At 70.6% G+C, this 25,030-nt stretch carries 26 protein-coding genes; 13 read left to right on the top strand and 13 right to left on the bottom strand.

The window, feature by feature from the left end:
* Positions 1 to 225: 225 nt before the first annotated feature.
* From PGN05_RS14115 to PGN05_RS14105, 3 genes are all read left to right on the top strand, one after another.
* A complete protein-coding gene (locus PGN05_RS14115; RefSeq protein WP_419753186.1) occupies positions 226 to 3,231 on the top strand; it encodes an ATP-binding protein in 3,006 nt (1,001 codons plus the stop codon).
* Positions 3,231 to 4,418: a response regulator gene (locus PGN05_RS14110; protein ID WP_419753185.1), complete on the top strand. Its 1,188-nt coding sequence runs from the start codon at positions 3,231 to 3,233 to the stop codon at positions 4,416 to 4,418. The genes PGN05_RS14115 and PGN05_RS14110 overlap by 1 nt, the downstream gene beginning before the upstream one ends.
* Before the next feature lie 321 nt (positions 4,419 to 4,739).
* Entirely contained in the window at positions 4,740 to 5,294 is a 555-nt protein-coding gene (locus PGN05_RS14105; RefSeq protein WP_419753184.1) for a hypothetical protein, read from the top strand.
* A gap of 159 nt (positions 5,295 to 5,453) precedes the next feature.
* Here PGN05_RS14105 and PGN05_RS14100 read toward each other — a convergent pair whose 3' ends face one another.
* A complete protein-coding gene (locus tag PGN05_RS14100) occupies positions 5,454 to 7,103 on the bottom strand; it encodes a recombinase family protein (RefSeq protein WP_419753183.1) in 1,650 nt (549 codons plus the stop codon).
* Between the two features lie 421 nt (positions 7,104 to 7,524).
* Here PGN05_RS14100 and PGN05_RS14095 point away from each other — a divergent pair, with 421 nt between their 5' ends.
* A complete protein-coding gene (locus PGN05_RS14095; RefSeq protein ID WP_419753182.1) occupies positions 7,525 to 8,541 on the top strand; it encodes a proline racemase family protein in 1,017 nt (338 codons plus the stop codon).
* A gap of 317 nt (positions 8,542 to 8,858) precedes the next feature.
* Positions 8,859 to 9,383, top strand: a complete 525-nt coding sequence (locus PGN05_RS14090) for a quercetin 2,3-dioxygenase (protein ID WP_419753181.1) — start codon at positions 8,859 to 8,861, stop codon at positions 9,381 to 9,383.
* Positions 9,384 to 9,441: 58 nt separating this feature from the next.
* Here the strand turns inward: PGN05_RS14090 and PGN05_RS14085 are convergent, their stop codons facing one another.
* The 3 genes from PGN05_RS14085 to PGN05_RS14075 all read right to left on the bottom strand — a co-directional run bounded on the left by PGN05_RS14085 (position 9,442) and on the right by PGN05_RS14075 (position 11,565).
* Positions 9,442 to 10,101, bottom strand: coding sequence for a hypothetical protein (locus PGN05_RS14085; protein WP_419753180.1), 660 nt, complete (start codon positions 10,099 to 10,101; stop codon positions 9,442 to 9,444).
* 156 nt (positions 10,102 to 10,257) lie between these two features.
* Entirely contained in the window at positions 10,258 to 10,863 is a 606-nt protein-coding gene (locus tag PGN05_RS14080) for a dihydrofolate reductase family protein (RefSeq protein WP_419753179.1), read from the bottom strand.
* Positions 10,864 to 11,001: 138 nt separating this feature from the next.
* Positions 11,002 to 11,565 (bottom strand): dihydrofolate reductase family protein, encoded by a 564-nt coding sequence (locus PGN05_RS14075; protein WP_419753178.1) that lies wholly within the window; start codon positions 11,563 to 11,565, stop codon positions 11,002 to 11,004.
* Between the two features lie 530 nt (positions 11,566 to 12,095).
* On the opposite strand from PGN05_RS14075, the gene PGN05_RS14070 reads away from it, so the two are divergent.
* The 4 genes from PGN05_RS14070 to PGN05_RS14055 all read left to right on the top strand — a co-directional run bounded on the left by PGN05_RS14070 (position 12,096) and on the right by PGN05_RS14055 (position 14,277).
* A complete protein-coding gene (locus PGN05_RS14070) occupies positions 12,096 to 12,695 on the top strand; it encodes a hypothetical protein (protein WP_419753177.1) in 600 nt (199 codons plus the stop codon).
* Positions 12,696 to 12,809: 114 nt separating this feature from the next.
* Positions 12,810 to 13,154: a cupin domain-containing protein gene (locus PGN05_RS14065; protein WP_419753176.1), complete on the top strand. Its 345-nt coding sequence runs from the start codon at positions 12,810 to 12,812 to the stop codon at positions 13,152 to 13,154.
* 51 nt (positions 13,155 to 13,205) lie between these two features.
* On the top strand, positions 13,206 to 13,832 hold the full coding sequence (locus tag PGN05_RS14060; protein WP_419753175.1) for a maleylpyruvate isomerase family mycothiol-dependent enzyme: 627 nt from the start codon (positions 13,206 to 13,208) through the stop codon (positions 13,830 to 13,832).
* 100 nt (positions 13,833 to 13,932) lie between these two features.
* Positions 13,933 to 14,277: a TfoX/Sxy family protein gene (locus PGN05_RS14055; protein ID WP_419753174.1), complete on the top strand. Its 345-nt coding sequence runs from the start codon at positions 13,933 to 13,935 to the stop codon at positions 14,275 to 14,277.
* Between the two features lie 20 nt (positions 14,278 to 14,297).
* Here the strand turns inward: PGN05_RS14055 and PGN05_RS14050 are convergent, their stop codons facing one another.
* Together PGN05_RS14050 and PGN05_RS14045 are read right to left on the bottom strand one after the other, a co-directional pair.
* Positions 14,298 to 15,395: a sensor histidine kinase gene (locus tag PGN05_RS14050; protein ID WP_419753173.1), complete on the bottom strand. Its 1,098-nt coding sequence runs from the start codon at positions 15,393 to 15,395 to the stop codon at positions 14,298 to 14,300.
* A gap of 10 nt (positions 15,396 to 15,405) precedes the next feature.
* On the bottom strand, positions 15,406 to 16,101 hold the full coding sequence (locus PGN05_RS14045) for a response regulator transcription factor (protein ID WP_419753172.1): 696 nt from the start codon (positions 16,099 to 16,101) through the stop codon (positions 15,406 to 15,408).
* A 151-nt stretch (positions 16,102 to 16,252) separates the two neighbouring features.
* Here PGN05_RS14045 and PGN05_RS14040 point away from each other — a divergent pair, with 151 nt between their 5' ends.
* Together PGN05_RS14040 and PGN05_RS14035 are read left to right on the top strand one after the other, a co-directional pair.
* Positions 16,253 to 16,837 carry a M15 family metallopeptidase gene (locus tag PGN05_RS14040; RefSeq protein ID WP_419753171.1) on the top strand — a complete coding sequence of 195 codons (585 nt, stop codon included), beginning with the start codon at positions 16,253 to 16,255 and terminating at the stop codon, positions 16,835 to 16,837.
* Between the two features lie 91 nt (positions 16,838 to 16,928).
* Positions 16,929 to 17,822 (top strand): DUF4349 domain-containing protein, encoded by an 894-nt coding sequence (locus PGN05_RS14035; RefSeq protein WP_419753170.1) that lies wholly within the window; start codon positions 16,929 to 16,931, stop codon positions 17,820 to 17,822.
* A 102-nt stretch (positions 17,823 to 17,924) separates the two neighbouring features.
* On the opposite strand, the gene PGN05_RS14030 is transcribed toward PGN05_RS14035, so the two are convergent.
* The 3 genes from PGN05_RS14030 to PGN05_RS14020 all read right to left on the bottom strand — a co-directional run bounded on the left by PGN05_RS14030 (position 17,925) and on the right by PGN05_RS14020 (position 20,053).
* The gene (locus PGN05_RS14030; protein ID WP_419753169.1) at positions 17,925 to 18,446 is read right to left on the bottom strand and encodes a pyridoxamine 5'-phosphate oxidase family protein; all 522 of its coding nucleotides are present in this window, start codon (positions 18,444 to 18,446) and stop codon (positions 17,925 to 17,927) included.
* 147 nt (positions 18,447 to 18,593) lie between these two features.
* A complete protein-coding gene (locus PGN05_RS14025; protein ID WP_419753168.1) occupies positions 18,594 to 19,463 on the bottom strand; it encodes an RNA polymerase sigma-70 factor in 870 nt (289 codons plus the stop codon).
* Positions 19,460 to 20,053, bottom strand: coding sequence for a carboxymuconolactone decarboxylase family protein (locus PGN05_RS14020; RefSeq protein WP_419753167.1), 594 nt, complete (start codon positions 20,051 to 20,053; stop codon positions 19,460 to 19,462). The genes PGN05_RS14025 and PGN05_RS14020 overlap by 4 nt, the downstream gene beginning before the upstream one ends.
* 199 nt (positions 20,054 to 20,252) lie before the next feature.
* On the opposite strand from PGN05_RS14020, the gene PGN05_RS14015 reads away from it, so the two are divergent.
* Positions 20,253 to 21,308, top strand: a complete 1,056-nt coding sequence (locus PGN05_RS14015) for an ATP-binding cassette domain-containing protein (protein WP_419753166.1) — start codon at positions 20,253 to 20,255, stop codon at positions 21,306 to 21,308.
* Entirely contained in the window at positions 21,305 to 22,063 is a 759-nt protein-coding gene (locus PGN05_RS14010; RefSeq protein ID WP_419753165.1) for an ABC transporter permease, read from the top strand. The genes PGN05_RS14015 and PGN05_RS14010 overlap by 4 nt, the downstream gene beginning before the upstream one ends.
* A gap of 13 nt (positions 22,064 to 22,076) precedes the next feature.
* Here the strand turns inward: PGN05_RS14010 and PGN05_RS14005 are convergent, their stop codons facing one another.
* From PGN05_RS14005 to PGN05_RS13990, 4 genes are all read right to left on the bottom strand, one after another.
* On the bottom strand, positions 22,077 to 22,457 hold the full coding sequence (locus tag PGN05_RS14005; protein ID WP_419753164.1) for a hypothetical protein: 381 nt from the start codon (positions 22,455 to 22,457) through the stop codon (positions 22,077 to 22,079).
* A 34-nt stretch (positions 22,458 to 22,491) separates the two neighbouring features.
* Positions 22,492 to 22,842 carry a VOC family protein gene (locus PGN05_RS14000; protein WP_419753163.1) on the bottom strand — a complete coding sequence of 117 codons (351 nt, stop codon included), beginning with the start codon at positions 22,840 to 22,842 and terminating at the stop codon, positions 22,492 to 22,494.
* A 29-nt stretch (positions 22,843 to 22,871) separates the two neighbouring features.
* Entirely contained in the window at positions 22,872 to 24,320 is a 1,449-nt protein-coding gene (argG, locus tag PGN05_RS13995; protein WP_419753162.1) for an argininosuccinate synthase, read from the bottom strand.
* 69 nt (positions 24,321 to 24,389) lie between these two features.
* A partial coding sequence (locus tag PGN05_RS13990) for a hypothetical protein (protein ID WP_419753161.1) occupies positions 24,390 to 25,030 on the bottom strand: 641 nt, incomplete at its 5' end.

Below are 25,030 nucleotides of genomic sequence, written 5' to 3'. Positions count from 1 at the left end.
GAGCGAACGACCTCGTTTAAAGGGCGACGCTGAGGCCTTGCACCTAGATGGAGGACGTGGACGAGTAGGTTTCGAGGAGGGGCATCGCCAGGATGCACGGGGTCACGGTTGGCCCTCCTGCCCGGACCGTTGGTGGGCTGGACTCAGTTATCTCTGGTGAACAACGCCTCATGGCGGCGCCGACTGTCGGCGCGCACGGACAGCGGACAGTTGCGGGGTGACCGAATGCTAGGCAAGGACTTCACGAGTCCGCTCACGTCCGAAGTCCTTGATCCGGGTATGCGGCTGGAGATGGAGCCCAACTTCGTAGCTGCCGCCCTGCAGCAGGGGCGTAGTCACCTCGCGGACGCGTGGCTCGCAGTAGCCCTATCCCACAAGAGCTGGCTTTACGAGAATGTGCCCACCGAAGGGCCCAACGGACACCTGGTCGACGCACTGGCAGGCCTGGGAAGCGATGTCCTGAGGTTTGAGATCCTCATGCACTTGGATAGGACCGAGCCGCAAGCGACGCTAGAACGCCGCCACCGCTCCCTTGAGCGATTCGGAGTGGTATTGGAGCACCTGGCCATGGCGATGGACATTTCCTCCCTAGCAAGACTTGGCCTAGGCGAAGCCCGCCAGGCCGAAGAGGCGTCTGCAGCGGGCCGCCAACCATCCGCCTACTCTGCGGTCGCCACTCAATGCCTTGGCTGGTGGTCCGTCTTCGGCAACCAAGCGGCGCTGCACAAGATTGTTTCGGCCGCGATTGAGAAGGCCGACAAAACTACGGACTATTCGAACATCAAGACCAAGACGCTCATCGATGTGCACTTTCGTGCTTTCATGCCCGTCTACTCATACCAAGCTAGCGGGCCCGATCACGCCCGAACCTTCATTGCCGAGTTGCGCCTCACAGATGGAAGGTCCGGCACAGGCGCGGGGGTTACGAAGAAGGCGGCAGCGGGGGCCGCAGCTCTCGATCTGCTTGCCCGTCACGCCCCCGAGCATCTAGCAGTCGCGAGTCCGAAGGAGGACATCAAGCGCGCGGAGGACGCAGTGCGTCGCGTCGGGCGTCACGACGCAGACCGGTACAAGCAACTTGCGGCCGCTTTCGGCTGCCGTATCGCGGAGAACTTCGCGCTTGCACTAACCCATCGCAGCTGGACCTACGAGCAGCACCCTGTCGATCTCGACGCTGGTAGCAATACGGTACTCGCGCACGCGGGCCGGATTGTCTTTGATTTGTCCTTTAGGCGGCTCCGGGTGATGCAACTGCTAACGCGCTCTGTCAGTCCGACAGCCACGGAGGCGTCACCTCGGAACGCGCCCGACGAGGAGATGGCGACGCTATTTGCGGTGCTTGATATACCTTCCCTGGTTCGTCTTGGCCAGGGCCAGCGTCAACTGGGCATGACCAAAGAAATTAAAGCGACTTGCGCTCAGGCTCTCTACGGTGCTGCGATACTGGAGCACCGATACATTGACCGACTCGAGCGGGCGTTACCCGACGTACTGATCGACAGCCTCCACGGGCTGGCGTCCATTGAGCTGATTGACGCGCATACCAAACTTGTTGGAGAGTTGGCACCCCTTGGAGTCGAACTCCACACTGTGTCTTTTACGGAGTTCGGACTTCGCCACGCGAACTCCTTCGAAGCGGTCCTCGCCCTCATCTACGAGGGGCGCACAGTCCAATTGCGAGGTGACGGCAATACGAAGCGTCATGCGAAGAAGGATGCCGCCCAGCAGGGCCTAGCAGCTTTGGCCACGCTCAGCGGGGATGCGGTACCCGCCGCCGCCGCCAAGGACGCAGTCGAGTTGCTTATACGAGCCCAAGTCGGAGCTTTGACTTCCCGTCGAGACTGGCAGCGATGGCTGGACAGAGGAAGCCTGGGCGGTGGCCTTCTGGCACAGGGCCGGCATGACGACTTTAGGATTTGGGCCCGCACGACGGTCGAACTGCTTAACGGCTGGAGCCCGACTCATGATGAGCGCGAGGCTGTCCGCGAATACTACGATTTCGCGCGTACCGCCGAGCCGCGGCCACTATTCACAACCGAATTGCGCAAGTTACTCAGTTCGGTAGACACCCTCGCGAGCACTGAAGCCCTGACTGCCGCGTCCTTGAGCTTCGCACGAAGGAGCGTGCGGCACCTTAGCGCTGCACACGCCGTGCACCTTGCCACCGGGGAGAACGCTCTCCTCGCCGATGTAATAGACGACTGGTTAACCCTGAGTCGGCGGACCTTGACGGTCACCAAGCTCGATGAAACAACATCCCGGATATCGGCGCGGTCCGCCGCCGCGCTTGGCCGGATCCTGGCCGAGGCCGGCGAAGCCCTCACTGGTGGGGATGGGCCGAGACCACTGGCCGTCGAAGTAAGCATTCGAAATCAGCACGGCGGAGTTACTATTGATGTTAAGGCTCCCGTCGGATGGACCTTCCCACAGCGCGACGCTGAGGGCGTTGAACTGGTTCTCGAGGCGGCCCCTGCCGTGCGAATGCAGCTATTGGGGTCCGACATCCTCTCGCTGAGTGTCGTCGGCGACGATGAGGACAACTGGCTCGTCTCGCTTTCATCCTCCTCTCCAGGGCAGGCCTATGAGCAGGAGCTCGCCCGCGTGCTGCACGACTTGAAGAATCAGCTAACCGCGGCATCGATTGCTTTGGCGACACCTGCGACCACGCGAACCGACCGCTTGGCCAAAGAGCTTGAAGTCAGCCGACACCTCGATGTAGCCGCTTCTCTTGGGTCGCGATTGAAGGCAGCACGGCTGGACCTGACCGGGGAGGACCTGGTTGGAGAGGTGGAGATAGACGGGTTTCTGCGGAGCTACAGCGCCAGCCTGTTGCAATCTCTGCCACAACACATCCACCTAGTGACCCCTCGAGCCGCATGCGGCGCGACCGCCCGCCTATCCGCTGAGGCGCTCTCGGCGGCCCTGGACAATCTTATTCGTAACGCCGTTGAGGCCTTGCCAGAGGGCGGTGTCGTGACGATTGACGCGATCGCTACGGAGGAGGAGGTCATCTTGGAGGTGGCCGACTCAGGGCCAGGCGTGCCGTCGACTGTCCTCGAGGCGCTGAGTGCCAATCGCGTGGCGGTCAGCACCAAGCGAGAGGGCTCCGGTTTAGGGCTCGCGTCAGTGCAACGACTCCTGGCGCGCGTGGGCGGTTACCTCGACTGGACCACCGGTCCATCAGGGCATCGTTGGCAGGTCGTAGCACCCGTAGTAGGGGGACCTGCCTAATGACCAACGACAGCGTTGGGGCCAAAAGTCGCGTTCTGATCGTTGATGATCAATCGGACGTTGCGCGGACCTTAGCCACCCTCTTGCCGGCCGAGCGCTTTGACGTCGTCTTCGCCGAGGACGGGGAAGAGGGTTTGAAGCGAATACTCGGCGGCATCTTCGACCTGGTCATCGTCGACCTGCGAATGCCACCTGAGCAGTGGGGCGGGCTATGGCTCCTGGAACAGCTGGCCGTCCATCCTGGGGAGCATGCGGTCTTGGTGATGTCCGGCGAGGGGGGCCAGCGGGAAACCATTCGTGCCCAACGCCTGGGCGCTCTAGACTTCGTCGTGAAGGAGTCGGCACAGGAAGAACTCCTGCATCGAGTCGAGGAGTGCCTGACGACGGCGAGCAGTCGGCGCTTGTCCTTGACGCCCCAACGACTGCCAAGGCCGTTGGCGGTGGCCGTATCTCGTATGGACGCGACGGCGGATCTTGACCATCAGCTGCGGGCGGGGCTACAAGCGGTCGAAGCAGCGCTCCGTCACGCCGCCCTATGCGATTTAGGCCACCGCAGGCGGCTTGGCCGGTTGGATACGTCCCTTACAGCAAGGCTGGCGTCTCCGAGCATGGGCACTTGGAACGAGATTTGTCGGCAAGCGGGGAAGGCGCGCGACAGGAAAGTCTCCGCCTGGACTCAGATCGTGGACGTGCCCGCCGCTGAGTCTCTCATCGCCCTGCGTAATGCCTTGGCTCACGGGAGTCAGCAACCTCGGGCTACGATCCAACAGGGCCTGCTCGAGTGTCGACGGTGGCTAGACCGATACTTCGTCGCGGTGGAGCGGCGCAACCCTCCGCCGATCAAGCTCGCGAGGGCGTTGCGCTATGAAGCTCCGATATTCCATGTGGAGACTTTGTCTCTGATGGGTGTTGGCCACGCCTCGCGGGTCGAGAGCGATCCGCGGGATCAGCCGCTAGAGGCAGGGCACGTCTACCTCTTCGAAGAAGAGACGATCGACTTATGGCCGTTCTACGTGGCGACCGAAGGTGCCACCGTCGGCACATTCGAGTTGCAGTTGTGGGATGGCTACAGGGCAACGGTCAGGGGGGTGGCGAGCCTTGGTGATCGGACTCGACACACCAATGTTGACACCGGTGAGCGCGTGATGGGCATGGCTACTGTCGGGGACATCATCGGTCCCGTTTGAGCCTTCGGGCGCCAGAAGCAATGGTCGGATTCCGTGTTGCGGAGCCATGAAGCGGCTGGCCTCCCGAGGCATGATGCTGGGTCCCGAGGAACCGGCAGCTTATCGTTAGCCCCTCCAAGAACCTCTTATCCGAAACTCTGGGATCCGGCAGCCCAGCCTATGAGCAGCCGACCGCATGAGCGTCGGCCAATGGCCCCTCGGGCGGCTGCGCGTGTGCATTCGAGCCCTCCCATGTGCATTACCGCGTCGCTGGTGAATAGCTACGGCCTTGGTAAAGTGCAATATTGACGAGGATTCGACCTCCGTGCTTTTGTCCGACTCATGGAGTCAAGCACCGAAGCCCCGAAGATCTGCGCCAAGTGCAAGACGTCGAAGCCGCGCGAGGCGTTCGGCGTGAACAACGCCACAAAGGATGGCCTCCACTACAACTGTCGACCCTGCGCAGCCCTCGTGCGCGCCGAGTGGGCCGCGAAAAACCCAGGTAAGACGGCCGAGTATGCCCGGCGCCACCGAGAGCGGGACCGAAATGGATACAACCGCAGAATGCGCAACTGGGCCCAGGCGAATCGGGATCGAGTGCGCGCGTTCGATCAAGCGATCGTGGACCGGAATGTCGCTCACGTCAATGCCATCAAGCTGGATCGCGGCTGCGCCGATCACGGCCTTCACGGATTCGACTGCGGGACGTCCAGCAACCCCAGCCTGCTGGAGTTCGATCATGTCCATGGCAGCAAGCGCGCAAACGTGTCAAGGCTCGCTCTCGGCGGATACAGCATCGCAACGATCGATGCGGAGATCGCGAAGTGTGAGGTCGTCTGCCAACTCCACCATCGAATCCGCACCCTCATTCGAAACGAGCGACCACCGAAGGCTTAGTCGGCAGCACGAATACGCGGCCCCGTGACCGGTGTCTAGGCGGCGTGGCTGCGCAGGTGCGCATAGTTGGCCCCGACTGGCCGGGCAGCTCCGCGTCATCAAGCCCAGTTGGGGTTCCCTCCCTGCCGCGACTCGGCGTCAGCTGGAGCCGCCCCCGTGTCATCGGACGGGTACCCAGACGCCCTTGCTCTTGTAGCGGTGCTTCATCCGGCGAAGGTCTCGGATGGCGTAGCGGCGATCGGAACCGTCCGGCGCAGTGTGCGTGTTCGGTAGGTGGCCGGCGACGTCCCAGCTGCGGAGAGTGTGGACCTTCACGCCCGTGATGCGGGCGGCCTCGGCTGGCGTCAGCAGTTGCAGGGGGTCCACTTCGGATTCCCCAGCCGGATTCACGTCTGCACAGAAGGCTCGAGCAGGTGGCCGGCTGGGCGCCGTCCGTGTCTGCACGCCGGTCCAGGGCAGTTCCGTATCCCAGGTGGTGCAGATGGTGAGCACTGGTGTCGCCCGGAGGCTCCGGGCGGTGACGCGACGGATGAGGGCGCGGAGCCGGGCACGGCGGGCAACGTTTTCGAGGACATCCCAGTCCTCGAGGAGCGCAGCCGCGGTGACGCTGGGGAACGGGGTGGTGTCAGGAGCGCGCAGCTGATCGAGGTCCTGAAGCAGCGATGCCCGCTGCTCGACGTCGGTGGTACGAGTGACCTCCTCGCGTACGGCGGATGCACGACGCGCCTGCGCTTGCGCCCTGTCCCACGCCTGCAGGTCGGCCTGCCGCCCGACGTGGTGGCCGTAGGCGAGTGCGGTGAGCCAGGTATAGAGCATCCCGTCGAGGCGGGCGCGGAGGATGCTCTTGCCGCGTTGCCCGGGTGGGTGCTTGAGGCACTGGTAGCGGTCGGCGGCCTTGGTGGTGTTGCGGGTCGCGTACATCAGCTGGCCGCAGTAGCAGGCGAGCAAGCCCACAGCGAGGAACTCGGCCGGGGGCCTCCGCGGGCCATTTCGCGTCCGCTCGCGCTGAGCCTGGTAGGCCTCCCACACCGCGGCGGAGATCACCGGCTCATGTGCGCCGGGCAGCAGCTCGCCGTGGGACCTGATGCAGCCGGCGGCGAATCCTCGGTCCATCAGGGCAGACAGCCTCTTGGTCCAAGGCTCGCTCGCGCCGCTCTGCTGGATGGTGGCGACGTGATGGCTGTTCAGCCAGCGCGCCAGCTCGGTGAAGGTCGCACCGCAGATGTAGCGGTTGTACAGCTCGGCCAGGATCGGCGCGGTGCGCCTGTCGGGCACGTAGTGCCCATCCGGCCGCTTGCGGTAGCCGAAGATGTTCTGCCCCTGGGAAGGCAGACCTTGCGCAACTCGGCGGGCAGCGACCTCGCGCCAGAGGTCGCCTTGGCGGTCGGACTCGAATGCGGCGAGCTCAGCCAGGATGCCGCGGGCCAGCCGGCCGGTGGAGGTCGAGACATCGAAGGCCTCAGTCGCGGATTCCAGCTGGCCCCCGATGGCTTCAACTCTGTCGACTGCGACGGCCCAGTCAAGGCGGTTGCGGGAGACTCGCGACCAGCGCCAGACGACGATGACGTCCGCTTGGTCGTCCTCGATCATGCGGATGGCACGCTCCATCTGGCGGTGCTTCCAGATGCGGCCGCTCAGGTCGAGGTCCTGCAGCTTCTCGGTGAGCACGTACCCGTGCCGCTCGCAGTGGTCCTTGATGGAGCGAAGTTGCAGGTCGGGGCTGATCGTGTCGTCGTGGGCCTTGCTCACGCGGATGTAGGCGACGGCTCGGACGGCGGTAGCGGGGTCGGGGGAAGCGTCGTGTGCCATGGGCCATCCTCGACCCCAGGCTCAGGGCGCAACAGCGCGAGCGGGGACCCCTGCTACCCCCGTTCCCCCGGAAAATCGAACCGGGGTACGTACCTAGAGAGTGCGGCGCGTGGTTAACAACTCCGGGTCGCTCCGCCGCGAGCCGCGGGGGCACAGCGGGGGCACAGGACGCTGACCTACGACGGCAAGCGATGCGAGCTACACAGAGTGATCGTTGCTGGTGACGTGGGCTGCTGAGAAACAACCCCCGATGTTGCGATCCCGCTCGACTGTCCCCGGCGTACAGGCCGACTCGTCCGTCGCCCGCCGCACTCGGCACGTGTCGTGCGGCTGGGTGTCGCTATCGGCCGACGGTGGGGTCGGACGTCCCGCCCTGCCTCCGCGCGGATCCGCGGACCCGGCGGTGTGGCAGGGTGCGCGGGTGCTGCCCTCCACGATCCGGACCACCGACTTCCACACCGGCGGGGAGCCGTTCCGCATCGTCGCCGAACCTCCGGTGGCGATCCCGGGGGCGACGGTGGCCGAGCGCCGCGCGCGGGCGATCGAGGACCCCGAGATCCAAGCGCTGCGGGCGGTGCTGTGCTCGGAGCCGCGCGGCCACGCCGACATGTACGGCGGCTTCGTCGTGCCGCCGAACGACGCCGGTGCCCACCTGGGCGTGCTCTTCTGGCACAAGGACGGCTTCTCCACCGCCTGCGGGCACGGCACCATCGCGCTCGGCGTGTGGGCTGTCGACTCCGGCCGGGTGGCGGCGCCGCACACGGGCAGCGTGGCGGTGGTCATCGACGTCCCGTCTGGCCGGGTGACCGCGCGAGTGCACCGGCAGGACGGCCGGGTGACGTCGGTCGACTTCGTCAACGTGCCCAGCTGGGTGATCGCCCGGGAGGTGGCTGTCACGACCTCCCGCGGCGAGGTGTCGGCCACGGTGGCCTACGGCGGGGCGATCTACGCGACGCTGCCCGCCGCGCAGCTGGGTCTCTCGGTCACCCCGGGGCACCTCGGCGAGCTCATCACGCTCGGGCGGGAGATCAAGTGGGCTCTGAACGACTCACCTCACGCCGTGCATCCGGACGACCCGCGTCTCGACGGCATCTACGGGACCATCTGGTTCGACGAGCTGGGCGACGTCCCGGGGCAGGTGCACCAACGCAACGTGGCGGTCTTCGCCGACGGCGAGGTCGACCGCTCCCCGTGCGGATCGGGAACCTGTGCCCGGCTGGCGGTGCTCGCCGACGAGGGCCGGCTGCCACCCGGCAGCGTGCTGCGGCACGACTCGGTGGTCGGCAGCACCTTCATCGGCTCGGTGCTCGAGACCGTGGACGCAGCGGGGCGCCGCTCGGTGATCCCGCAGGTCACCGGGATGGCCTACCGCACCGGCGAACACCTGTTCTCCGTCGACCCGCACGACCCGCTGGTCCCCGGGTTCGTGCTGCGGTGAGGTCCTCCGACGCGGACGCCGTCGCCGCACTCGGCCCGGCCGGCGCGGTCCGGGCGATCACCGACGCGCTGCGCGGCGGCCTCGACCCCGCGACCGACCCACCCAGGGCGGCGGTCGACCTCGCACGGCCAGTTCCTGCTCATGCCGTCGGAGACCGCGGCCGCGCCGCTGTCTCGCGGTCGGTGGGACGGCGGGGAGGTCCCTGCCGGCAACGCCCCGGGCCTTGACGAGCGACTCCCGCTGACGCTGCACTTCACTGTCCCGTCAGCAGGAGGCCGGCGATCCGATGCCCCGCGACGCGAGAACGGAGACGTCCGATGAGCTTTGACCCCCGCGGCTACGTCGTCTCGGCCGAGTCCGGCGATTCCCAGTGGTTCCTCGACACCCGCATGACGGTCCTGGTCGGGGGCGAGCAGACCGGCGGGTCCTTCACCTTCCTGGAGTGGGAGGCCCCGCAGGGCTTCGGGCCGCCGCGTCACATCCACCACCGCGAGGACGAGGCGTTCTACGTGCTCGATGGCGAGCTCGTCGTCGAGTGTGGGGACCGGAGCTGGACCGTCGAGTCCGGTGGCCTCGTCTTCCTGCCCCGCGGCATCGCCCATGCCTTCGTCGTCTCGAAGGGACCGGTCCGCGGCCTGCAGATCACCTCGCCGGCCGGCTTCGAGCGGTTCATCACGGAGCTGGGGCGGCCGGCCGACGGGGCAGGTCTCCCCGAGCCCTCCGCACCGGACATCCCCCGCCTCGCCGCAGCGGGGGCCCGCTACGGCCACGAGATGGTGGGACCTCCGCTGACCCCGCCGGCGGTGTCGGGCGCTCCGGCCGATGGGGAGCCATCCGTGTAGATGCCTCCGCTCCGCAACGCCCTCGGGGACTCAGGGTCTCGTGGGCGGCGCGGACGAACTACCGGCCGGTCCGCACTGCGCCGCCGCCCAGCACGCCCGCCAGAGCCACCGCCGCGATGAGCGGAGCCACGCCGAGGATGCCGGTGATGTGCAGGAGGCCCGCGATCCCGGCGAGCGAGAAGCCCTCGGGCCCGATCAGCAGTGCCCATGACAGCGCGAACAGCGGCAGGGTGACCACCCCGGTGCCCAGCGCTCCAGCCCATCCTGCTCGGCGTCCGCGACCAGCGAACAGCCAGCCGGCGAGGAACGCCGGGGTGGACGTGAACAGCCAGTGGAAGATGGGGATGATGGCCCCAGAGACGCGGTTCGACAGCGCCGCCGCGTAGAGCGCGTTCCACACCAGCGCCGCAGCGGCGACCACGACCAGAGTCAGCCACGCCCAGAACACGGGGTTCCGGGGCCCCAGACCCGTCTCCCGCCGCAGCAGGACCACGGCGGTCCCGAGACAGGTCAGGGTGGTGACGAGCAGGAACGTCCAGAGCGGCGCGGGCACGTCGTCCACCAGCCACCTGGACGTCCGCACCCACACCGGCTGCGGCCACGGCAGGAGCCCCAGCATCGTCGCGACCAGGGCCAGCACCACGGTCGCCACGATCAGCGGACGCGGCAGGCCCACGCGCGCCGGCTCCGGAGGCGGTGTCGGGGCGGCGGGGTACACGCGGAGCACTGTGTCCGTGCGGCTCGGCGACGTCGAGGTCGGATCCCCGCACAGGTGAGCTGTCCTCACAGGCGGGCCGACTGCCCCCAGCGGTCTACTTGGGACGCGAGCGTGATCCACGTCGGGCGGCCGTCCAGACCGGCGGACGGGGCGACGTCACGCAGGGGCGGCGAGCGGCGGGTGCTCGAGCACGCGGGGCTTGTACTCGACCAGCTGGATGCGGCCGTCGAAGGTGCGGTGCTCGATCATCTCGAGGGCGACGTCCGGATAGCCGTCGTAGATGCGTTCCTCGCCCGTGGCCCCGGTGATCACCGGGAAGATCCCGACCCGGAAGCGGTCGACGAGTCCGGCTCGTAGCAGGGACCGGCACAGGCTGAGGCTGCCGATCGTGCTGAGGAGCCCCGAGCCGTTCTCCTTCATGGCGCGGACCGCTTCGACGGCGTCGTCGCGGACGAGCGTGGAGTTGGCCCACGTCAGCGGCTCCTCGAGTGAGGAGGAGAACACCACCTTGGACGCTCGCGTGAGCTCGTCGACGGACGCCTCTTCTTCGGGCCTGAACTCGTCTTGGCCACTCGGGACCTCGCCGGCGGCGAAGCCCGACATCAGGCGGTAGGTGTTCGCCCCCATCAGGTAGGTGACCTCGGGCTGCTCACCGAGCCATGCGAGGTACTCCGGACCCTCGAGGCCCCAGAACCCGGGCCATCCCTCTCCCGATGCGTAGCCGTCGAGGGAGGTGATGAAATCGACGAGAAGCTCCGACATGGCGGTGTCCTTTCCTCGGGTGTCACGAGCTGGGACCGGCCGGGAGCCACGAACTCATCGACCAGCGACGACGTCAGGGCGCACTGAGCGGCCCGTCCGGGGCGCCAGCCGGGCCAGAGCCGCTCCGGCGTCGGGCACTCACTTCCTGGTCTCGTACCTGGTCAGGAGCACGCCGTCGGGGAACGTCCGGGTCTCCACCAGGTCCAGGTCCACCCAGTTGTCCAGGGCCGTGAAGAACGGCGTGCCGCCGCTCACCAGGACTGGGTGGGTGACGATCACGTACTCGTCGATCAGCCCCGCCCGCATCGCCGCCGCCGCGAGGGTGGCGCCGCCGATGTCCATGGAGCCGCCATCCTCGGCCTTGAGCCGCGTGATCTCGGTGACCGCGTCGCCGGTGACCAGGCGGGCGTTCCCGTCGACCGCGCTGGTCGTGGAGGAGAACACGACCTTCGGCATGTCCCGCCAGCGGCGGGCGAACTCGATGTGCGCCGGTGTGGCGCCGGGCTGCTGGTCGGCGGTCGGCCAGTGGGAACTCATCCCCTCCCAGAGTCTGCGCCCGTACAGCGCCAGGCCGGTCGCCCCCACCCGGTCGGACCACCACTGGAACAGCTCGTCGCTCGGCACGCTCCAGCTGAGGTCGTCGCCGGGCGCGGCGATGTAGCCGTCCAGGCTCAGGTTCATGCCGAAGGCCAGTTTCCGCATGGCGTCATGCCTCTCGTGAGTCGGTGGTCGGCGTACCGACCAGCACGGCCCGGAGAAGTCATCGGTCGGGCCACACCGAGGGCAGCCACGACCGGATCCGGCACGTGCGCATCGTCCACGGGTGTCCCACCGGCCGCCTTCAGGGAGAGGCGGCGGGCGGTCGGATCAGCGTTCACGGTTCCCGGCGTACGGGTCGACTCGTCCGTCGCCCCCGCCCCACCTGCGGTTGCCAGGTCAGCGGCGATGCTCTTGTCCGTGGCCTCCGTCGGGGGAACCCTCGACGCATGGACGGGTCCCAGGAACGGCCCCCCGACGAGCGCGGGACAGGTGAGCGAGCGCGCCGGGAGCGGCAGCGCCGTTCCGCCGAGGAGGCCTCCGAGCGCCTCCGGCAGAACATCCGGCGGCTCCAGGAGCGACTGGGCCGAGGCGCCGAGGCGGTGGCCGCAACCGAGAGCGGCGTCGCTGCCACGAACCTCACCCTGGCCGAACGAGCCTTGCAGGAGGGCCGTCTCGAGGATGCGCGGGGGCTGTTGAGCGAGGCTGCCGCGGCGCTGCAGGCCGTCGGGCACGAGCGTCTGCGGGCGGATCGCTGGGCGGGGGACAGCACGCTCGATGCCACGGACGCGGGGGGTGTCGAGCAGCGGCGGATCGCGGCCGGTCGGGCCCTGGACGACGCGGCCCGGCGTCGGGAGCAGGCAGCCCGCCGACGGGACGACGCTGCCCTGCGCCGCGAGTTCGCTGCTCAGCAGCGCGACGAGGTGGCCGCCGAGCGGGACCGGCGGGCCGGAGAGCGGGCCGTGGCCGCGGGCCGCCGGGAGACGGCTGCCGACGAGCGCCGGGCCGGACAGGCGCGGCGGACGGACCCGGCCGCCCCGGTCGGCGGGACGCCGGGCGAGGAGGCCGACCAGCAGCGGGCCATCGACGCCGAGGTCGACGCGAGCTACAGAGGGTGGTCCGAGGACGACCGGGCGCGGGCCGGGGCCGACCGGGTGGTCGACGCGGCCGACCGTCGCGCGGCGGAGCAGGACCGGATCGCGGCGGAACAGGACCGCGCAGCCGCCCGCGCCGACCGCGCGCAGGACGACCGTGACCGCGCCGCGGCCGCAGCGGACCGCGACCCACAGGCGTGATGCCGCACGTTCGGGCGCATGCCCCGGACCTCCCCGTCGCGACCTGGGCGGACGCTCCGCTAGCGTCCACCCACCTGACCGTGGCGAGTGCGCGAGCGGGAGCGAGGTGGCGGCGTGGCCCTGCACATCCGGAACGCGGAGCTCCCCGGGAACGGCGAGTCGCGGACGTTCCTCGGTCGCGACCACGGTGGCGTGCCGGTCTCGTTCTTCATCCAGGCGAGCCCCCCGGGCCATGGCCCGGGGCCACACCGCCACCCCTACGCAGAGGTCTTCGTCCTGCACGAGGGGTCGGGCTCGTTCCTGGCCGGCGACGAGACGATCGAGGCCTCCGGAGGGTCCGTGGTGGTCGTGCCGGCGGGCGAGGTCCACGGCTTCACGGCGTCCCCGGGAGGTCCGCTCCGGATGACCTGCCTCCACCTGCACGACCACATGGTCACCGAGTGGGTCGAACCCGGCTGACGGCCCGAGCAGTTCCCGGGAGACAGGCCCTGGTCCATGCCAGGATGCCGCGTGGACACGTTCGCGGAGATCGCCGACGAGCGTCGCAGTCTGGCCGCTCTGGTGTCGGGACTGACCCGCGAGCAGCAGGCGACGCAGAGCCTGTGCAGCGAGTGGAGCGTGCACGACGTGATGGCGCACCTGATCGTGCCCCTGGAAGTGGGCATCCCGAAGTTCGTGCTGGCCATGCTGGCCTCCCGCGGGAACTTCGACCGAGCGAACGTCAGGCTGACCCGCGAGCAGGCACGTCGGCCCTTCGGCGAGATCACCGAGGTGTTGCGTCAGAAGGCCGACTCGCGGTTCACCCCTCCCGGTTCCGGTCCCGAGGCGCCCCTCACCGACGTCCTGGTGCACGGCCTGGACATCCGCTGGCCGCTGGAGCTGCCCCGCGAGATCCCCGAGGAACGCCTGCAGACGTCGCTGACCTTCGTGACCGCCGCGCCGTTCGGGAGCGTCGTCCCCAAGGGCGCCCTGGACGGGTTGCGCTTCGAGGCGAACGACATCGACTGGGCTTCCGGCAGCGGTCCCATCGTGAGCGGCAGCGCCGAGGCGCTCCTGCTGGCGATCACCGGCCGCACGACCGCACTCGGCCACCTCAGCGGCGACGGCGTGCCGACACTGCGGAGCCGACTGGCCTGACCCTTCCACACCGGTGCGACACCGCACGCCCGGAACGGGCGTGATGGATCCACCGGCGACCGGACGACGTGCGTTTCTCGACTCGCCAAGGAGGCGGCCCGTGGCCCACGACATCGAGCTCGCGAACCGAGTGCGCGGTGCGATATCGGACGAGGGGGACGTTCGTGAGGTGAAGATGTTCGGCGGCCTCGCGTTCATGGTGAACGAGAAGATGGTGGTCTGCGTCTCGGGCGGTGGGGGCGCCCTGCTCGTGCGCGTGTCCCGCGGTCGCGATGCCGAGTACCTGGGCGTCGTCGGGGCCCGCCGCGCGGAGATGGGCGAGGGCCGGTCGATGGGCGAGGGCTGGATCACCGTCGAGGAGGAGGCGCTCAGGGACGACGGCGATCTGCAGTTCTGGCTCGACGCCGCCCTCGAGTACAACGCCGAGCAGACAGCAGCGCGGTGACCGAGGCGGCCGACCGATGGTCAGGCGCCGGCGTCCGGGAGTGCTGCGGGTAGTCGCACCGTGACGCGGAGGCCCCCAGCGGAGCGGTGGGTGAGCGTGAGCGTCCCGTCGTGCGCCTCGGCGATGCTCTTGACGATCGCCAGGCCGAGGCCCACGCCGGCGCGGTCGGTGCGGGAGCGTGTGCGGGTGCCGCGCTGGAAGGGCTCGGCGAGCGTCGGGACCAGCTGAGGCGGGAGCTCCTCGCCGGTGTTCTCGACGGTGAGCACCGCGGTCCCGGGAGCAGCGCTCGTCGTCACCCACACCGTGCCCCGATCGGGCAGATTGTGGACGACCGCGTTGTGGACGAGGTTCGTCGCCAGCTGCAGCAGGAGCGCGGCGGAGCCGGTGGTCAGGGCGACGTCGCCGGAGGTCTCGAGGGTGACGCCGTGCTCCTCCGCGAGGGGGAGGAGCGTCTCGGCGGCCTCCTCCGCCAGGAGGGACAGGTCGACGCGTTCTCGGCTGGAGGACCGTCGGTCGGCGCGACTGAGCAGCAGCAACGCCTCGGTGAGGTCGATCGCCCGGGCGTTGACGACGTGGAGGCGGTCGACGAGCCCGCCGGGGTCGCGGGCCGGGTCCTCGCGGGCGACGTCCAGGAGGGCCTGGGTGATCGCCAACGGGGTGCGCAGCTCGTGGGAGGCGTTGGCGGCGAACCGCCGCTGCTCGGCGACGTGCGCCTCGAGCCGGGCGAGCATGCCGTCGAAGGCGTCGGCGAGCTCCCGGAACTCGTCCCTGCGGCCCGGCAGCCGGATCCGGTGGGCGAGCGATCCGGTCGCGGCCAGGCGGGTCGCGTCGGTGATCCGGGTCAGCGGGGCGAGCATCCGGCCGGCGAGGAACCACCCACCGGCGAGACCGGTGACCAGCAGGACGGCCAGCGCCGCGGAGGCCCGCGGCGCGAAGGCCCGCTGGAGGTCGGACCGGTTGGGGACGAAGAGCCCGGGGTCGGGCCCGGGGGCGGGGGTGACGAGCACGGTGTCGGGCACGTACCGCAGCAGGAACACCCACACGACCGCCAGGAGCAGGGCCCCGGCGAGCACGAGGAAGCCGGCGTAGCTGAGCGTGAGCTTCAGGCGGACGCTCATCCCGGGGGCTCTATCCACGGCCTCCCGCCCCCCGCCCGGTGCCGGGTGCTGGGTCGATCCGGTACCCGACGCCGGCCACGGTGGCGATGATCCCCGGTTCACCGAGGCGCTTGCGCAGCGCCGAGATGGTGATGCGGACGGCGTTGGTGAAGGGGTCGGCGTTCTCGTCCCAGGCGCGCTCCAGCAGCTCCTCGGCGCTGACGACCCCGCCCTCGGCGCCGACGAGGACCTCGAGCACGGCGAACTGCTTCCTGGTCAGCGCGACGTACCGGCCGTCGCGGTAGACCTCGCGGCGGAACGGGTCCACCCGCAGACCGCCGATCTCCCGCACCGGCGGCCGGATGTGCGCGCGCCTGCGGTCGAGTGCCCGGAGCCTGAGCACGAGCTCCTGGAGCTCGAACGGCTTGGTGAGGTAGTCGTCGGCGCCGAGCTCGAACCCGGAGGCCTTGTCGTCGAGCCGGTCGGCGGCGGTGAGCATCAGGATCGGCATGCCGCTGCCCGAAGCGACGATGCTCCGGGCGATCGCGTCACCGGAGGGCCCCGGGATGTCGCGGTCGAGCACGGCGACGTCGTAGGCGTTGATGCCCAGCAGCTCCAGAGCGGTGTCCCCGTCGCCGGCGAGGTCGGCGGCGATCGCGGCCAGGCGCAGCCCGTCGCGGATGGCTTCGCCCAGCAGGGGTTCGTCCTCGACGATCAACGCGCGCACGTCCCCGAGGCTAGAGAGCCGGCACGTATCGCCGGCGTATCGGAAACGGCGTACGTGCTGACAACGCCGTCCTGCCTTGACTGCCGGCATGTCCTCCAGGGAGCAGGCACGAACGACCGGCCGCCGGGCACGTCCGACGATCGCCGTCGGCATGGCACTGGCCCTCGCCGCGATCGTCGGGACCGTCGTCGGCTACCAGGCGGTGGCCGCCCCGACCGGTCCGGCGGCGACGACCGCCGGCACCGCGGACGGGAGGACCGGGCCCGCCCTCCCGGCCGGCGGAACGCTCGCCGACGGCGTGGTCCCCGACGGCGCGACCGTCTTCGACGGCGAGTTCCCGGCCGTGGCCCACCTCGATCCCGACCTCCTGCGCGCCCTCCGCCGGGCTGCCACGGCCGCGGCGGACGACGGGCTCGAGATCGGAGTCAACAGCGGCTGGCGTTCCCCGGCGTACCAGGACCGGCTGCTCCACGAGGCGATCTCGGAGTACGGCTCGGAGGAGGAAGCCGCCCGATGGGTCGCCACCGCGGAGACGTCGGCGCACGTGACCGGGGACGCGGTCGACACCGGGCCCGCCGTCGCCACAGCGTGGTTGTCCGAGCACGGCGCCGAGTACGGGCTGTGTCAGGTCTACGGCAACGAACCCTGGCACTTCGAGTTGCGCCCCGACGCCGTCGACGACGGTTGTCCGCCCCCGTACGCCGACCCCACGGCCGATCCGCGGATGCAGCAGTGACCGACCGGCCCCGGTCGAGCCGTGCCGGTGCGCGTCACGATCCGGCATCGACGCTGGTCGGCCGCCAGATCACCGGCCTACCGTCCGCACCGTGAGGCGCTTCGTGGGCGCGGTGGTGGCGGCGCTGGCCGCGGTCGTGATCGTCGGCTGTACCGGCCCGTCCGGCACCGACTCGAGTGGCGCGGACGGCGGTGCCAGCGGGGGTCCGGTCGTTCCGGAGCCCGCGGTCCCGGGCGGTCCCGAGGTCGCGCCGGCCGCCCCCGGCGAGACCGATCCCGACGCCGACCGGCAGGTGGTCACGACCGCCTCCGCCACCCTGGCCGTCGAGGACCCGGCCGCCGGTGCCCAGCGGGTCAGCGAGCTGGTGGAGTCCGTCGGGGGCCGGGTCGACGAGCGCAGCGAACAGGCGGGGTCGGGGGAGGGCGGCGGCGAGGGTGCCGCCGCCGACCTCGTGGTGCGGGTGCCGGCGGCCGAGCTGACCGGCGTCCTGGCCGACCTGGAGGACCTCGGCGACGTGGCGAGCGTGTCGGTGTCCCGCTCCGACGTGACGACCACAGCGGTCGACCTGGACGCGCGGATCTCGGCGCTGCAGACCTCGGTGGCGCGGCTGCAGGCCCTGATGGACGGCGCGGGCACCACCGAGGCCCTGCTGTCGGCCGAGAAGGCCCTCTCCGACCGGCAGCAGCAGCTGGAGTCGCTGCAGTCCCAGCGGGCGCTGCTGGCCGACCAGGTGGAGCTGTCGACCCTCCGCGTGCACCTGGCGCCGGTCGGCGTCGCGCCGGCCGGTGGGCCGGAGGGCTTCTCCGACGGGCTCGGCACCGGCTGGCGGGCCCTGGTCTCGACCCTGGGCGCGGCCGTCGTCGTCCTCGGCGTGGTCCTACCGTGGGTGGCGCTCGCCGTGCTGGTGGCCGCGGCGGTGCTGGTGCCGCTCCGCCTGTCGCGGCGGCGGGCCGCGGTGGACCCGCCGGTACCGCCGCAGGGATGAGGGCCGAGTTCATCTCGCTCGACCCTCCCCGCGGGACCCGGCACGGTGCGCGGCTCGAGACTCCCGATCACTGCGGAGCGCGGGCGCGCCCCCGCCGCCACCTCAGAAGCGGTACGTCGTCTGGCCGTGCTCGTCGCCGAAGACGATGACCTTGTCCGGGGCGACCCGGTACACCCACGCGCCGCCCCCCGAGCTCCCGCCGGAGTGGCTCACTTCCACGAACTCCTGGCCGCGGACGTCGAAGTGCCAGTCGTCCCCGTACTTGGCGAACCACGCTGCTGCCAGCTCCCGCAGCGCCTCGCCGTCCGTCACGCGCACCGCCGTGCCCTCGACCACGACGTCCTTCCCGTTGTTCCAGCCGTTCACCCCGGTGCTCCCGGTCGTCACCGAGACGTGCGCGTTGGTGTCCAGGTTGCGCTGCTTCTGCTCGTCGGAGCCCGTGCAGAACGCGAAGGCACCGTCCTGCCACACGCCGACGAGCGGCACCGCGTGCGGACGACCGTCCGCACGGACGGTGATGATCCAGTACAGCTGCGCGTCCGTCAGGAGGCGCTCGACAGCAGCCCACGGTGGTGGGGTGGCCGACGCATCGCCGTACCTGGGGTCGATCACTCCGGTCGTCATGCCTCATCCGACTCGGTGGGAGACAGCGACTCATCGCGGGAGTCGAGATCCGGTGAGGGACGTCTGCGGCTCGATGACGACACGCGCTGACGGCCGCCTCGCGGGGCTGCGTGACGACCGCCGGCGGGTGGTGATCTCGACCGGCGCTCAGCGCCGCAGCTCGGCCACCTCGTCCAGCCGGCCCAGCTTGTGCGGGTTGCGGATCGCGTACATGCGGGTGATCCGGCCGTCCTCCACGACGAAGGTGATCGCCGTGTCGAACTCGCCGCCGGGGTCGATGCGGGCGGCGACCGCGCCGTTGACCAGCGGCGTGGTGATCTGCACCGAGGGCGCGAAGGACGCGAAGCGGGACAGCGCCGCGGCCACCCGGTCCCGGCCGGTGACGGGACGCCGGGCCGCGGGCGCCAGGCCGCCGCTGTCGGCGACCACGACGACGTCGGGGGCGAGCACGTCCATCAGGCCCTGCACGTCGCCGACGGTGACCGCGGCGAGGAACCGGTCCACGACCTGCTGCTGCTCCGTGCGGCTCACCACCATCCGCGGGCGGCGCGCGGCCACGTGACCGCGCGCCCGGTGCGCGATCTGCCGCACCGCGGCGCTGCTCTTGCCCACGGCCTCGGCGATCTCGTCGTAGGGCACGTCGAACACCTCGTGCAGCACGAGGACGGCGCGCTCGGTCGGCTCCAGGGTCTCCAGCACGGTGAGCACCGCGAACGACACGCTCTCCGCCAGTTCGACGTCGTCGGCGACGTCGGGGCTGGTGAGCAGGGGCTCCGGCAGCCACTCGCCGACGTAGTCCTCGCGGCGGCGGGACACGGTGCGCAGCCGGTTGAGCGCCTGGCGGGTGACGATCCGGACCAGGTAGGCCCGCGGATCCCGCACCGCCGTCCGGTCCGCGTCGGCCCACCGCAGCCAGGTCTCCTGCACCACGTCGTCGGCGTCGGCGGCCGAGCCGAGCATCTCGTAGGCGACGGTGAACAGCAGGCTGCGGTGGGCGACGAACGGATCGTCGGTCATGCCGAGGCGACGCCGTCCACGGACGGGGCCGCCAGTGGCGGCAGGCCGCAGGACGCCGAGAACTCCTGCGAGCGGATACCGAGTGCGACGTTGGCCCGAGCGGTGAGGTTCATGGTGCCGATCCTGGCGGTCAGCTCCAGGAGCGCGGGCGCCCCCAGCTCGGCCAGCAGGGCGGCGGACATCTCGTCGGTCACGGCCGGCGGCGTATGGCTCATCGCCTCGGCGTACTCCATGACCCGCCGCTCCAGGGGCGTGAACGCCGTGGACTGCCGCCACCGCGGCACCTCCCGCGCCTTGGCCTCGTCGAGCCCGCGGTTGTGCGACATGAAGTAGTGGAGGTCCAGGCAGAAGCTGCACCCGACGGCGCCGGCCGCCGCCATGGTCGCGAACGCCGCGAGGTGCGGGTCCAGCCGGTTCCACGCCTCGACCTTGCGGCCGAAGCCCATCATGTCCTTGAACACCCTGGGGTGGTGCCACATCACCCCGGCGGCGTCCGGCACCTGTCCCAGCATCTTGCGGCTCATCGCCTTCACCAGGCTGCCGTAGATGCCGGTGATCTCGGTCGGGGGGACCCGGGTGCTGCTGGTCATGTCTCCTCCAGGGGATGCGGTTGGCGTCGACATGGAGACACCGGCCGCGCCTCGCGTGTGACAGCCGGCCGGCGCCGATGACTTCCGGCGGGCTCGGGGGTCTACAGCCCTGGATGTCGGTTGACCGGCCTCGGCACGGCGCCGAGCATGGGCCGGTTCCTCGAGCGGTGCCGGCACCGTCGGCGAGAGGGGACAGCGCGTGATCCGTGCACGGGGTCTGGTGCAGACCTTCCGGACCCGCCAGGGGCGGGTCAAGACCGAGGTCCGGGCCGTCGACGGGGTCGACCTGGACGTCGACGAGGGCCAGATCGTGGCGTTCCTCGGCCCCAACGGGGCCGGCAAGACCACGACGCTGCGGATGCTGACGACGCTGCTCCGGCCGACCGCCGGCACGGCGACGGTGGCGGGCTTCGACGTCGTCGCCGAGTCGGTGCAGGTCCGCCGCAGCATCGGCTACGTCTCGCAGGTGGGCGGTGCGTTCAGCGGCGCCCGCGCCGGCGACGAGGTGGTCGACCACGGCATGCTCTACGGGCTGTCCCGGCAGGAGGTCGAGGAGCGGGGCAAGCGGCTGTTCCAGCAGCTGGACCTGGACGGCCTGTGGACCCGGATGCCGAAGAACATGTCCGGCGGGCAGAAGCGGCGGCTGGACATCGTGATGGGGCTGATCCACGAGCCGACCCTGATGTTCCTCGACGAGCCCACCACCGGCCTGGACCCCCAGGCGCGGGCGAACCTGTGGGAGCACATCCGCGACCTGCGGCACCGGCGCGGCGCGACGGTCTTCCTGACCACCCACTACCTCGACGAGGCCGACGCGCTGGCCGACCGCATCCTGATCATCGACCGGGGCCGGATCGTCGCCGCCGACACCGCCGACGACCTCAAGGCGCAGGTCGCCGGCGACCTGGTCGACCTGGAAGTGGCCGACGCGGCCGACGTGCCGGAAGCGGCCCGCAAGCTCGCCGGCCTCACCGACGGACGCGCCGACGTGGAGGTCGACGCCCGGCACGTCCGCGGGCGGGTGCCCCGCGCCGGGCGCGCGGTCCCGGGGCTGCTGCGCGAGCTGGACCGCTCCTCGATCGACCTCGACTCGATCGAGGTGCTCAGGCCGACCCTGGACGACGTGTTCCTCGCGCTGACCGGGCGGTCCCTGCGCGACGCCGAGACCTCGGCCGCGGCCGCCGCACCGGACGCCGACCAGACGCCGGCGGACAGCACTCAGACCGTTCCCGCGTCCGGAGGAGCCGCGCGATGACCACCTTCCTGCGCGAGTCGGGGATCGTCTTCCGGCGCCAGCTCCGGATGAATCTGCGGAACCCGGCGTGGGTGATCATCGGGGCGATCCAGCCGGTGCTGTACCTGCTCCTGTTCGGCCCGCTGCTCACGCCGCTGGTCGAGCAGTTCGGTGCGACGAACGCCTACACGTTCTTCGTCCCCGGCATGCTGGTGCAACTGGGCATCTTCGGTGCGTTCTTCGCCGGGTTCAGCCTCATCGGGGAGTGGCGCGAGGGCGTCATCGAGGCCGAACGGGTCACCCCGGCCAGCCGGACGGCGTTGCTCTTCGGCCGGCTGCTCCGGGACCTGCTGCAGCTGTTCGTGCAGGCGCTGATCCTCATCGGGCTCGGCTACGTGCTCGGCATGGAGGCGCCACTGCAGGGGATCGTCCTCGGGACCCTGCTCACGCTGCTCATCGGTGGCGCCTGCGCCGCGGCGTCCAACGCGCTGGCGCTGACCACCAAGAGCGAGGAGGTCATGGCGCCGGTGGTCAACATGGTGATGATGCCGGTGCTGCTGCTGTCGGGGATCCTGCTGCCGATGACCATCGGCCCGGCCTGGCTGGCGGAGGCCAGCGACTTCATGCCGATCCGGCACGTCGTCGACGCCGTCCGCAGCTCCTTCCTCGGCGACTTCGCCTCGTCCGGACTGCTCTGGGGCACCCTCTGGTCGGTCGGGCTGTTCGCCGTCGCGATCTGGTGGGGCACCGCCACGTTCCGCCGGGAGAACGCATGACCGCCGGCGGGGCTCACCGGGCGTCGAAGAGGGTGACCTCTTCCGGCTGGACGGAGAACGGGTTGGCCCACTCCGACGGGGTGCCGGTGATCGGCTGGGCGTCGGTGACGACCACGAACGGGGTGCCCGGGTAGATCGCCAGCACCCGGGTGGCCGAGGTGAGGTCCTCGGTGCGCTCGATCAGCTCCCCGCGACGCAGCTGCTGCGTCGTCCGCCGCCCCCGCAGCTCCTCGCCGACCGCGGCGACCCAGCGGGCGCCGTCCTGGGGGAAGGCGATCGACTGCACCCGCTGCCCCGGCGGGGCGGGCTCGCAGCCGGCGAACTCGGCCAGGGCCTCGTAGAGGCGCTCGGCCTGCTCGTCGTCGCTGGACCGCGGGAGGAAGAAGGCAACCACGGGGGGATCCTCCCCGCCGGTGCCGACAGGACCGTCACCCCTCGGCAGCCGGGACGCCGCCCAAGCCGAGCTCGTTGCCGTCGGGGTCGCGGTAGACGACCTTCCGCACGCCGTTGTCGTAGGTCTCCCGCTCCGCGGGCTCGATGCCGCGGGCGGAGATCCCGGCGACCCGGGTGTCGAGGTCCTCGACGACCCACGTCTGCATCGCGTGCCCCGCGTGCTCGGGCCGGACGACGAGGTACACGTACCGGTGCTCGCCGAGCTCCCACACGGCCTCGGTCGCGTTCGGCCGGAAGCTCGGTCCCGAGCCGAGCAGCCGCTCGTACCAGGCCACGGCGCGCTCGAGGTCGGAGACCGGGGCGCCGGCGAAGAGTTCGACCGCCATGACCGGACCGTAGCGAGTCCGACGGCGGTTCAGTCGGTGCCGGACTCCATCGCGGCGCGGTCGAGCAGCTCGTCGTCGGCCGAGACCCGCCCGCGGGAGGCGATCGCCTCGGCCCCGCCCTCGGACATGGCGCCGATGAGGCCCGTGGAGGCGGCCTGGGCGGCGCCGATCACCTGCGGGTGCCGGCCACCGACCATGCCCAGGCCCGCGTACTGCTCGAGCTTGGCGCGGGAGTCCGCGATGTCGAGGTTGCGCATGGTCAGCTGGCCGATCCGGTCCACCGGCCCGAAGGCGGAGTCCTCGGTGCGCTCCATGGACAGCTTGTCCGGGTGGTAGCTGAACGCGGGACCCGTGGTGTCGAGGACCGAGTAGTCCTCGCCCCGCCGCAGCCGGAGGGTCACCTCGCCGGTGACCGCGGTCCCGACCCAGCGCTGCAGCGACTCCCGCAGCATGAGCGCCTGGGGGTCCAGCCAGCGGCCCTCGTACATGAGCCGACCCAGCCGGCGGCCCTCGCTGTGGTAGGTCGCGAGGGTGTCCTCGTTGTGGATGGCGTTGACCAGCCGTTCGTAGGCCACGTGCAGCAGCGCCATCCCGGGCGCCTCGTAGATGCCCCGGCTCTTCGCCTCGATGATGCGGTTCTCGATCTGATCGGACATCCCCAGGCCGTGCCGGCCGCCGACCGCGTTGGCCTCCAGCACCAGGTCGACGGCGGAGTCGAACTCCTTGCCGTCGATCGTCACCGGCCGGCCCTGCGCGAAGCCGATCGTGACGTCCTCGGTCGGGATCTCGACGGCGGGGTCCCAGAACCGCACGCCCATGATCGGCTCGACGTCCTCGACGCTGGCGTCCAGGTGCTCGAGGGACTTGGCCTCGTGCGTCGCGCCCCAGATGTTGGCGTCGGTGGAGTAGGCCTTCTCGGTGCTGTCCCGGTAGGGCAGGCCGTGCGCGACCAGCCACTCCGACATCTCCTTGCGGCCGCCCAGCTCGGTGACGAACGCGGCGTCCAGCCACGGCTTGTAGATCCGCAGCGACGGGTTGGCCAGCAGGCCGTACCGGTAGAACCGCTCGATGTCGTTGCCCTTGAAGGTCGAGCCGTCGCCCCAGATCTGGACGTCGTCCTCGAGCATCGCCCGCACCAGCAGGGTGCCGGTCACCGCCCGGCCGAGCGGGGTGGTGTTGAAGTAGCTGCGGCCGCCGGAGCGGATGTGGAACGCCCCGCAGGTGAGCGCGGCCAGCCCCTCCTCGACCAGCGCCGCCCGGCAGTCGACCAGCCGGGCGAGCTCCGCGCCGTAGGCGGCGGCGCGGCCCGGGACGGAGTCGATGTCGGGCTCGTCGTACTGCCCGATGTCCGCCGTGTAGGTGCAGGGCACCGCGCCCTTGTCGCGCATCCACGCGACCGCTACCGACGTGTCGAGACCGCCGGAAAAGGCGATCCCGACGCGTTCGCCGACGGGCAGGGACGTGAGCACCTTGGACACGGTAAACAGTATGCACGACCGTGCATGACCATGCACGAGCGGGGGCGGGGGGCGGCCGGCCCCGCTGGATCAGGTCAGCGTGCTGGGCGGCGGACCGCCCGGAGCGGGCGGCGGCACCACGGGGCCGGACGGCGGCACCACCGTGCCGGTCGGAGGCACCACCGGGGCGGACGGCGGCAGCACCGTGCCGGTCGGCGGCACCACCGGGCCGGACGGCGGCACGACCGGGGCGGACGGCGGGGGGACCGGGGCGTCGTCCGCCGCCGGCGTGGACCGCCCCAGCTTGCCCATGACCTGCTGCACCTGTGGTCGCCGGGCCAGGTCGGCCGCCGCGTGCTGGATCTGCCGGAACCGTTCCTGCCCGGCCCGCGCACCGAGGACGTAGCCACTGCCGAGACCGGCGGTCAGCGCGGCCAGGCGAGTGACCCGCCGCGACTTCTTGCGCAGTCGCCCGGCGCCCTCGGCCACCACCTCGGGAACGGCCTCCACCGCGCCGCCCACCCGGAGCCCGGCGAGCAGACCCAGCCGGCCGGCCTCCGAGGCGCGGGCGGCCGCGCCGGCCCCCACCGCGGCCGCGAGCCGTCCGGCCGCGACGGCTGCCTCCCCGGCGTACCCGGCGCCGGTCCGAGCCGTTCGCCAGGCCGCCTCTCCGGACGCGGCCAGCACCGGAGCGGCGGCCGCGGCGAGCCACCGCGCGCCGGCGTCGGCCG

It is taken from the genome of Geodermatophilus sp. CPCC 206100 (genome assembly GCF_048569675.1).
Taxonomy (GTDB): domain Bacteria; phylum Actinomycetota; class Actinomycetes; order Mycobacteriales; family Geodermatophilaceae; genus Geodermatophilus.
This window is presented reverse-complemented; position numbering and strand designations above follow the sequence as displayed.

Bases quoted from the DNA above. Each gene is read 5' to 3' on its own strand.
- PGN05_RS14115 (WP_419753186.1), top strand. From the start codon at position 226: ATGCTAGGCAAGGACTTCACGAGTCCGCTCACGTCCGAAGTCCTTGAT.
- PGN05_RS14110 (WP_419753185.1), top strand. From the start codon at position 3,231: ATGACCAACGACAGCGTTGGGGCCAAAAGTCGCGTTCTGATCGTTGAT.
- PGN05_RS14105 (WP_419753184.1), top strand. From the start codon at position 4,740: ATGGAGTCAAGCACCGAAGCCCCGAAGATCTGCGCCAAGTGCAAGACG.
- PGN05_RS14100 (WP_419753183.1), bottom strand. From the start codon at position 7,103: ATGGCACACGACGCTTCCCCCGACCCCGCTACCGCCGTCCGAGCCGTC.
- PGN05_RS14090 (WP_419753181.1), top strand. From the start codon at position 8,859: ATGAGCTTTGACCCCCGCGGCTACGTCGTCTCGGCCGAGTCCGGCGAT.
- PGN05_RS14080 (WP_419753179.1), bottom strand. From the start codon at position 10,863: ATGTCGGAGCTTCTCGTCGATTTCATCACCTCCCTCGACGGCTACGCA.
- PGN05_RS14075 (WP_419753178.1), bottom strand. From the start codon at position 11,565: ATGCGGAAACTGGCCTTCGGCATGAACCTGAGCCTGGACGGCTACATC.
- PGN05_RS14050 (WP_419753173.1), bottom strand. From the start codon at position 15,395: ATGAGCGTCCGCCTGAAGCTCACGCTCAGCTACGCCGGCTTCCTCGTG.
- PGN05_RS14040 (WP_419753171.1), top strand. From the start codon at position 16,253: ATGGCACTGGCCCTCGCCGCGATCGTCGGGACCGTCGTCGGCTACCAG.
- PGN05_RS14030 (WP_419753169.1), bottom strand. From the start codon at position 18,446: ATGACGACCGGAGTGATCGACCCCAGGTACGGCGATGCGTCGGCCACC.
- PGN05_RS14025 (WP_419753168.1), bottom strand. From the start codon at position 19,463: ATGACCGACGATCCGTTCGTCGCCCACCGCAGCCTGCTGTTCACCGTC.
- PGN05_RS14020 (WP_419753167.1), bottom strand. From the start codon at position 20,053: ATGACCAGCAGCACCCGGGTCCCCCCGACCGAGATCACCGGCATCTAC.
- PGN05_RS14010 (WP_419753165.1), top strand. From the start codon at position 21,305: ATGACCACCTTCCTGCGCGAGTCGGGGATCGTCTTCCGGCGCCAGCTC.
- PGN05_RS14000 (WP_419753163.1), bottom strand. From the start codon at position 22,842: ATGGCGGTCGAACTCTTCGCCGGCGCCCCGGTCTCCGACCTCGAGCGC.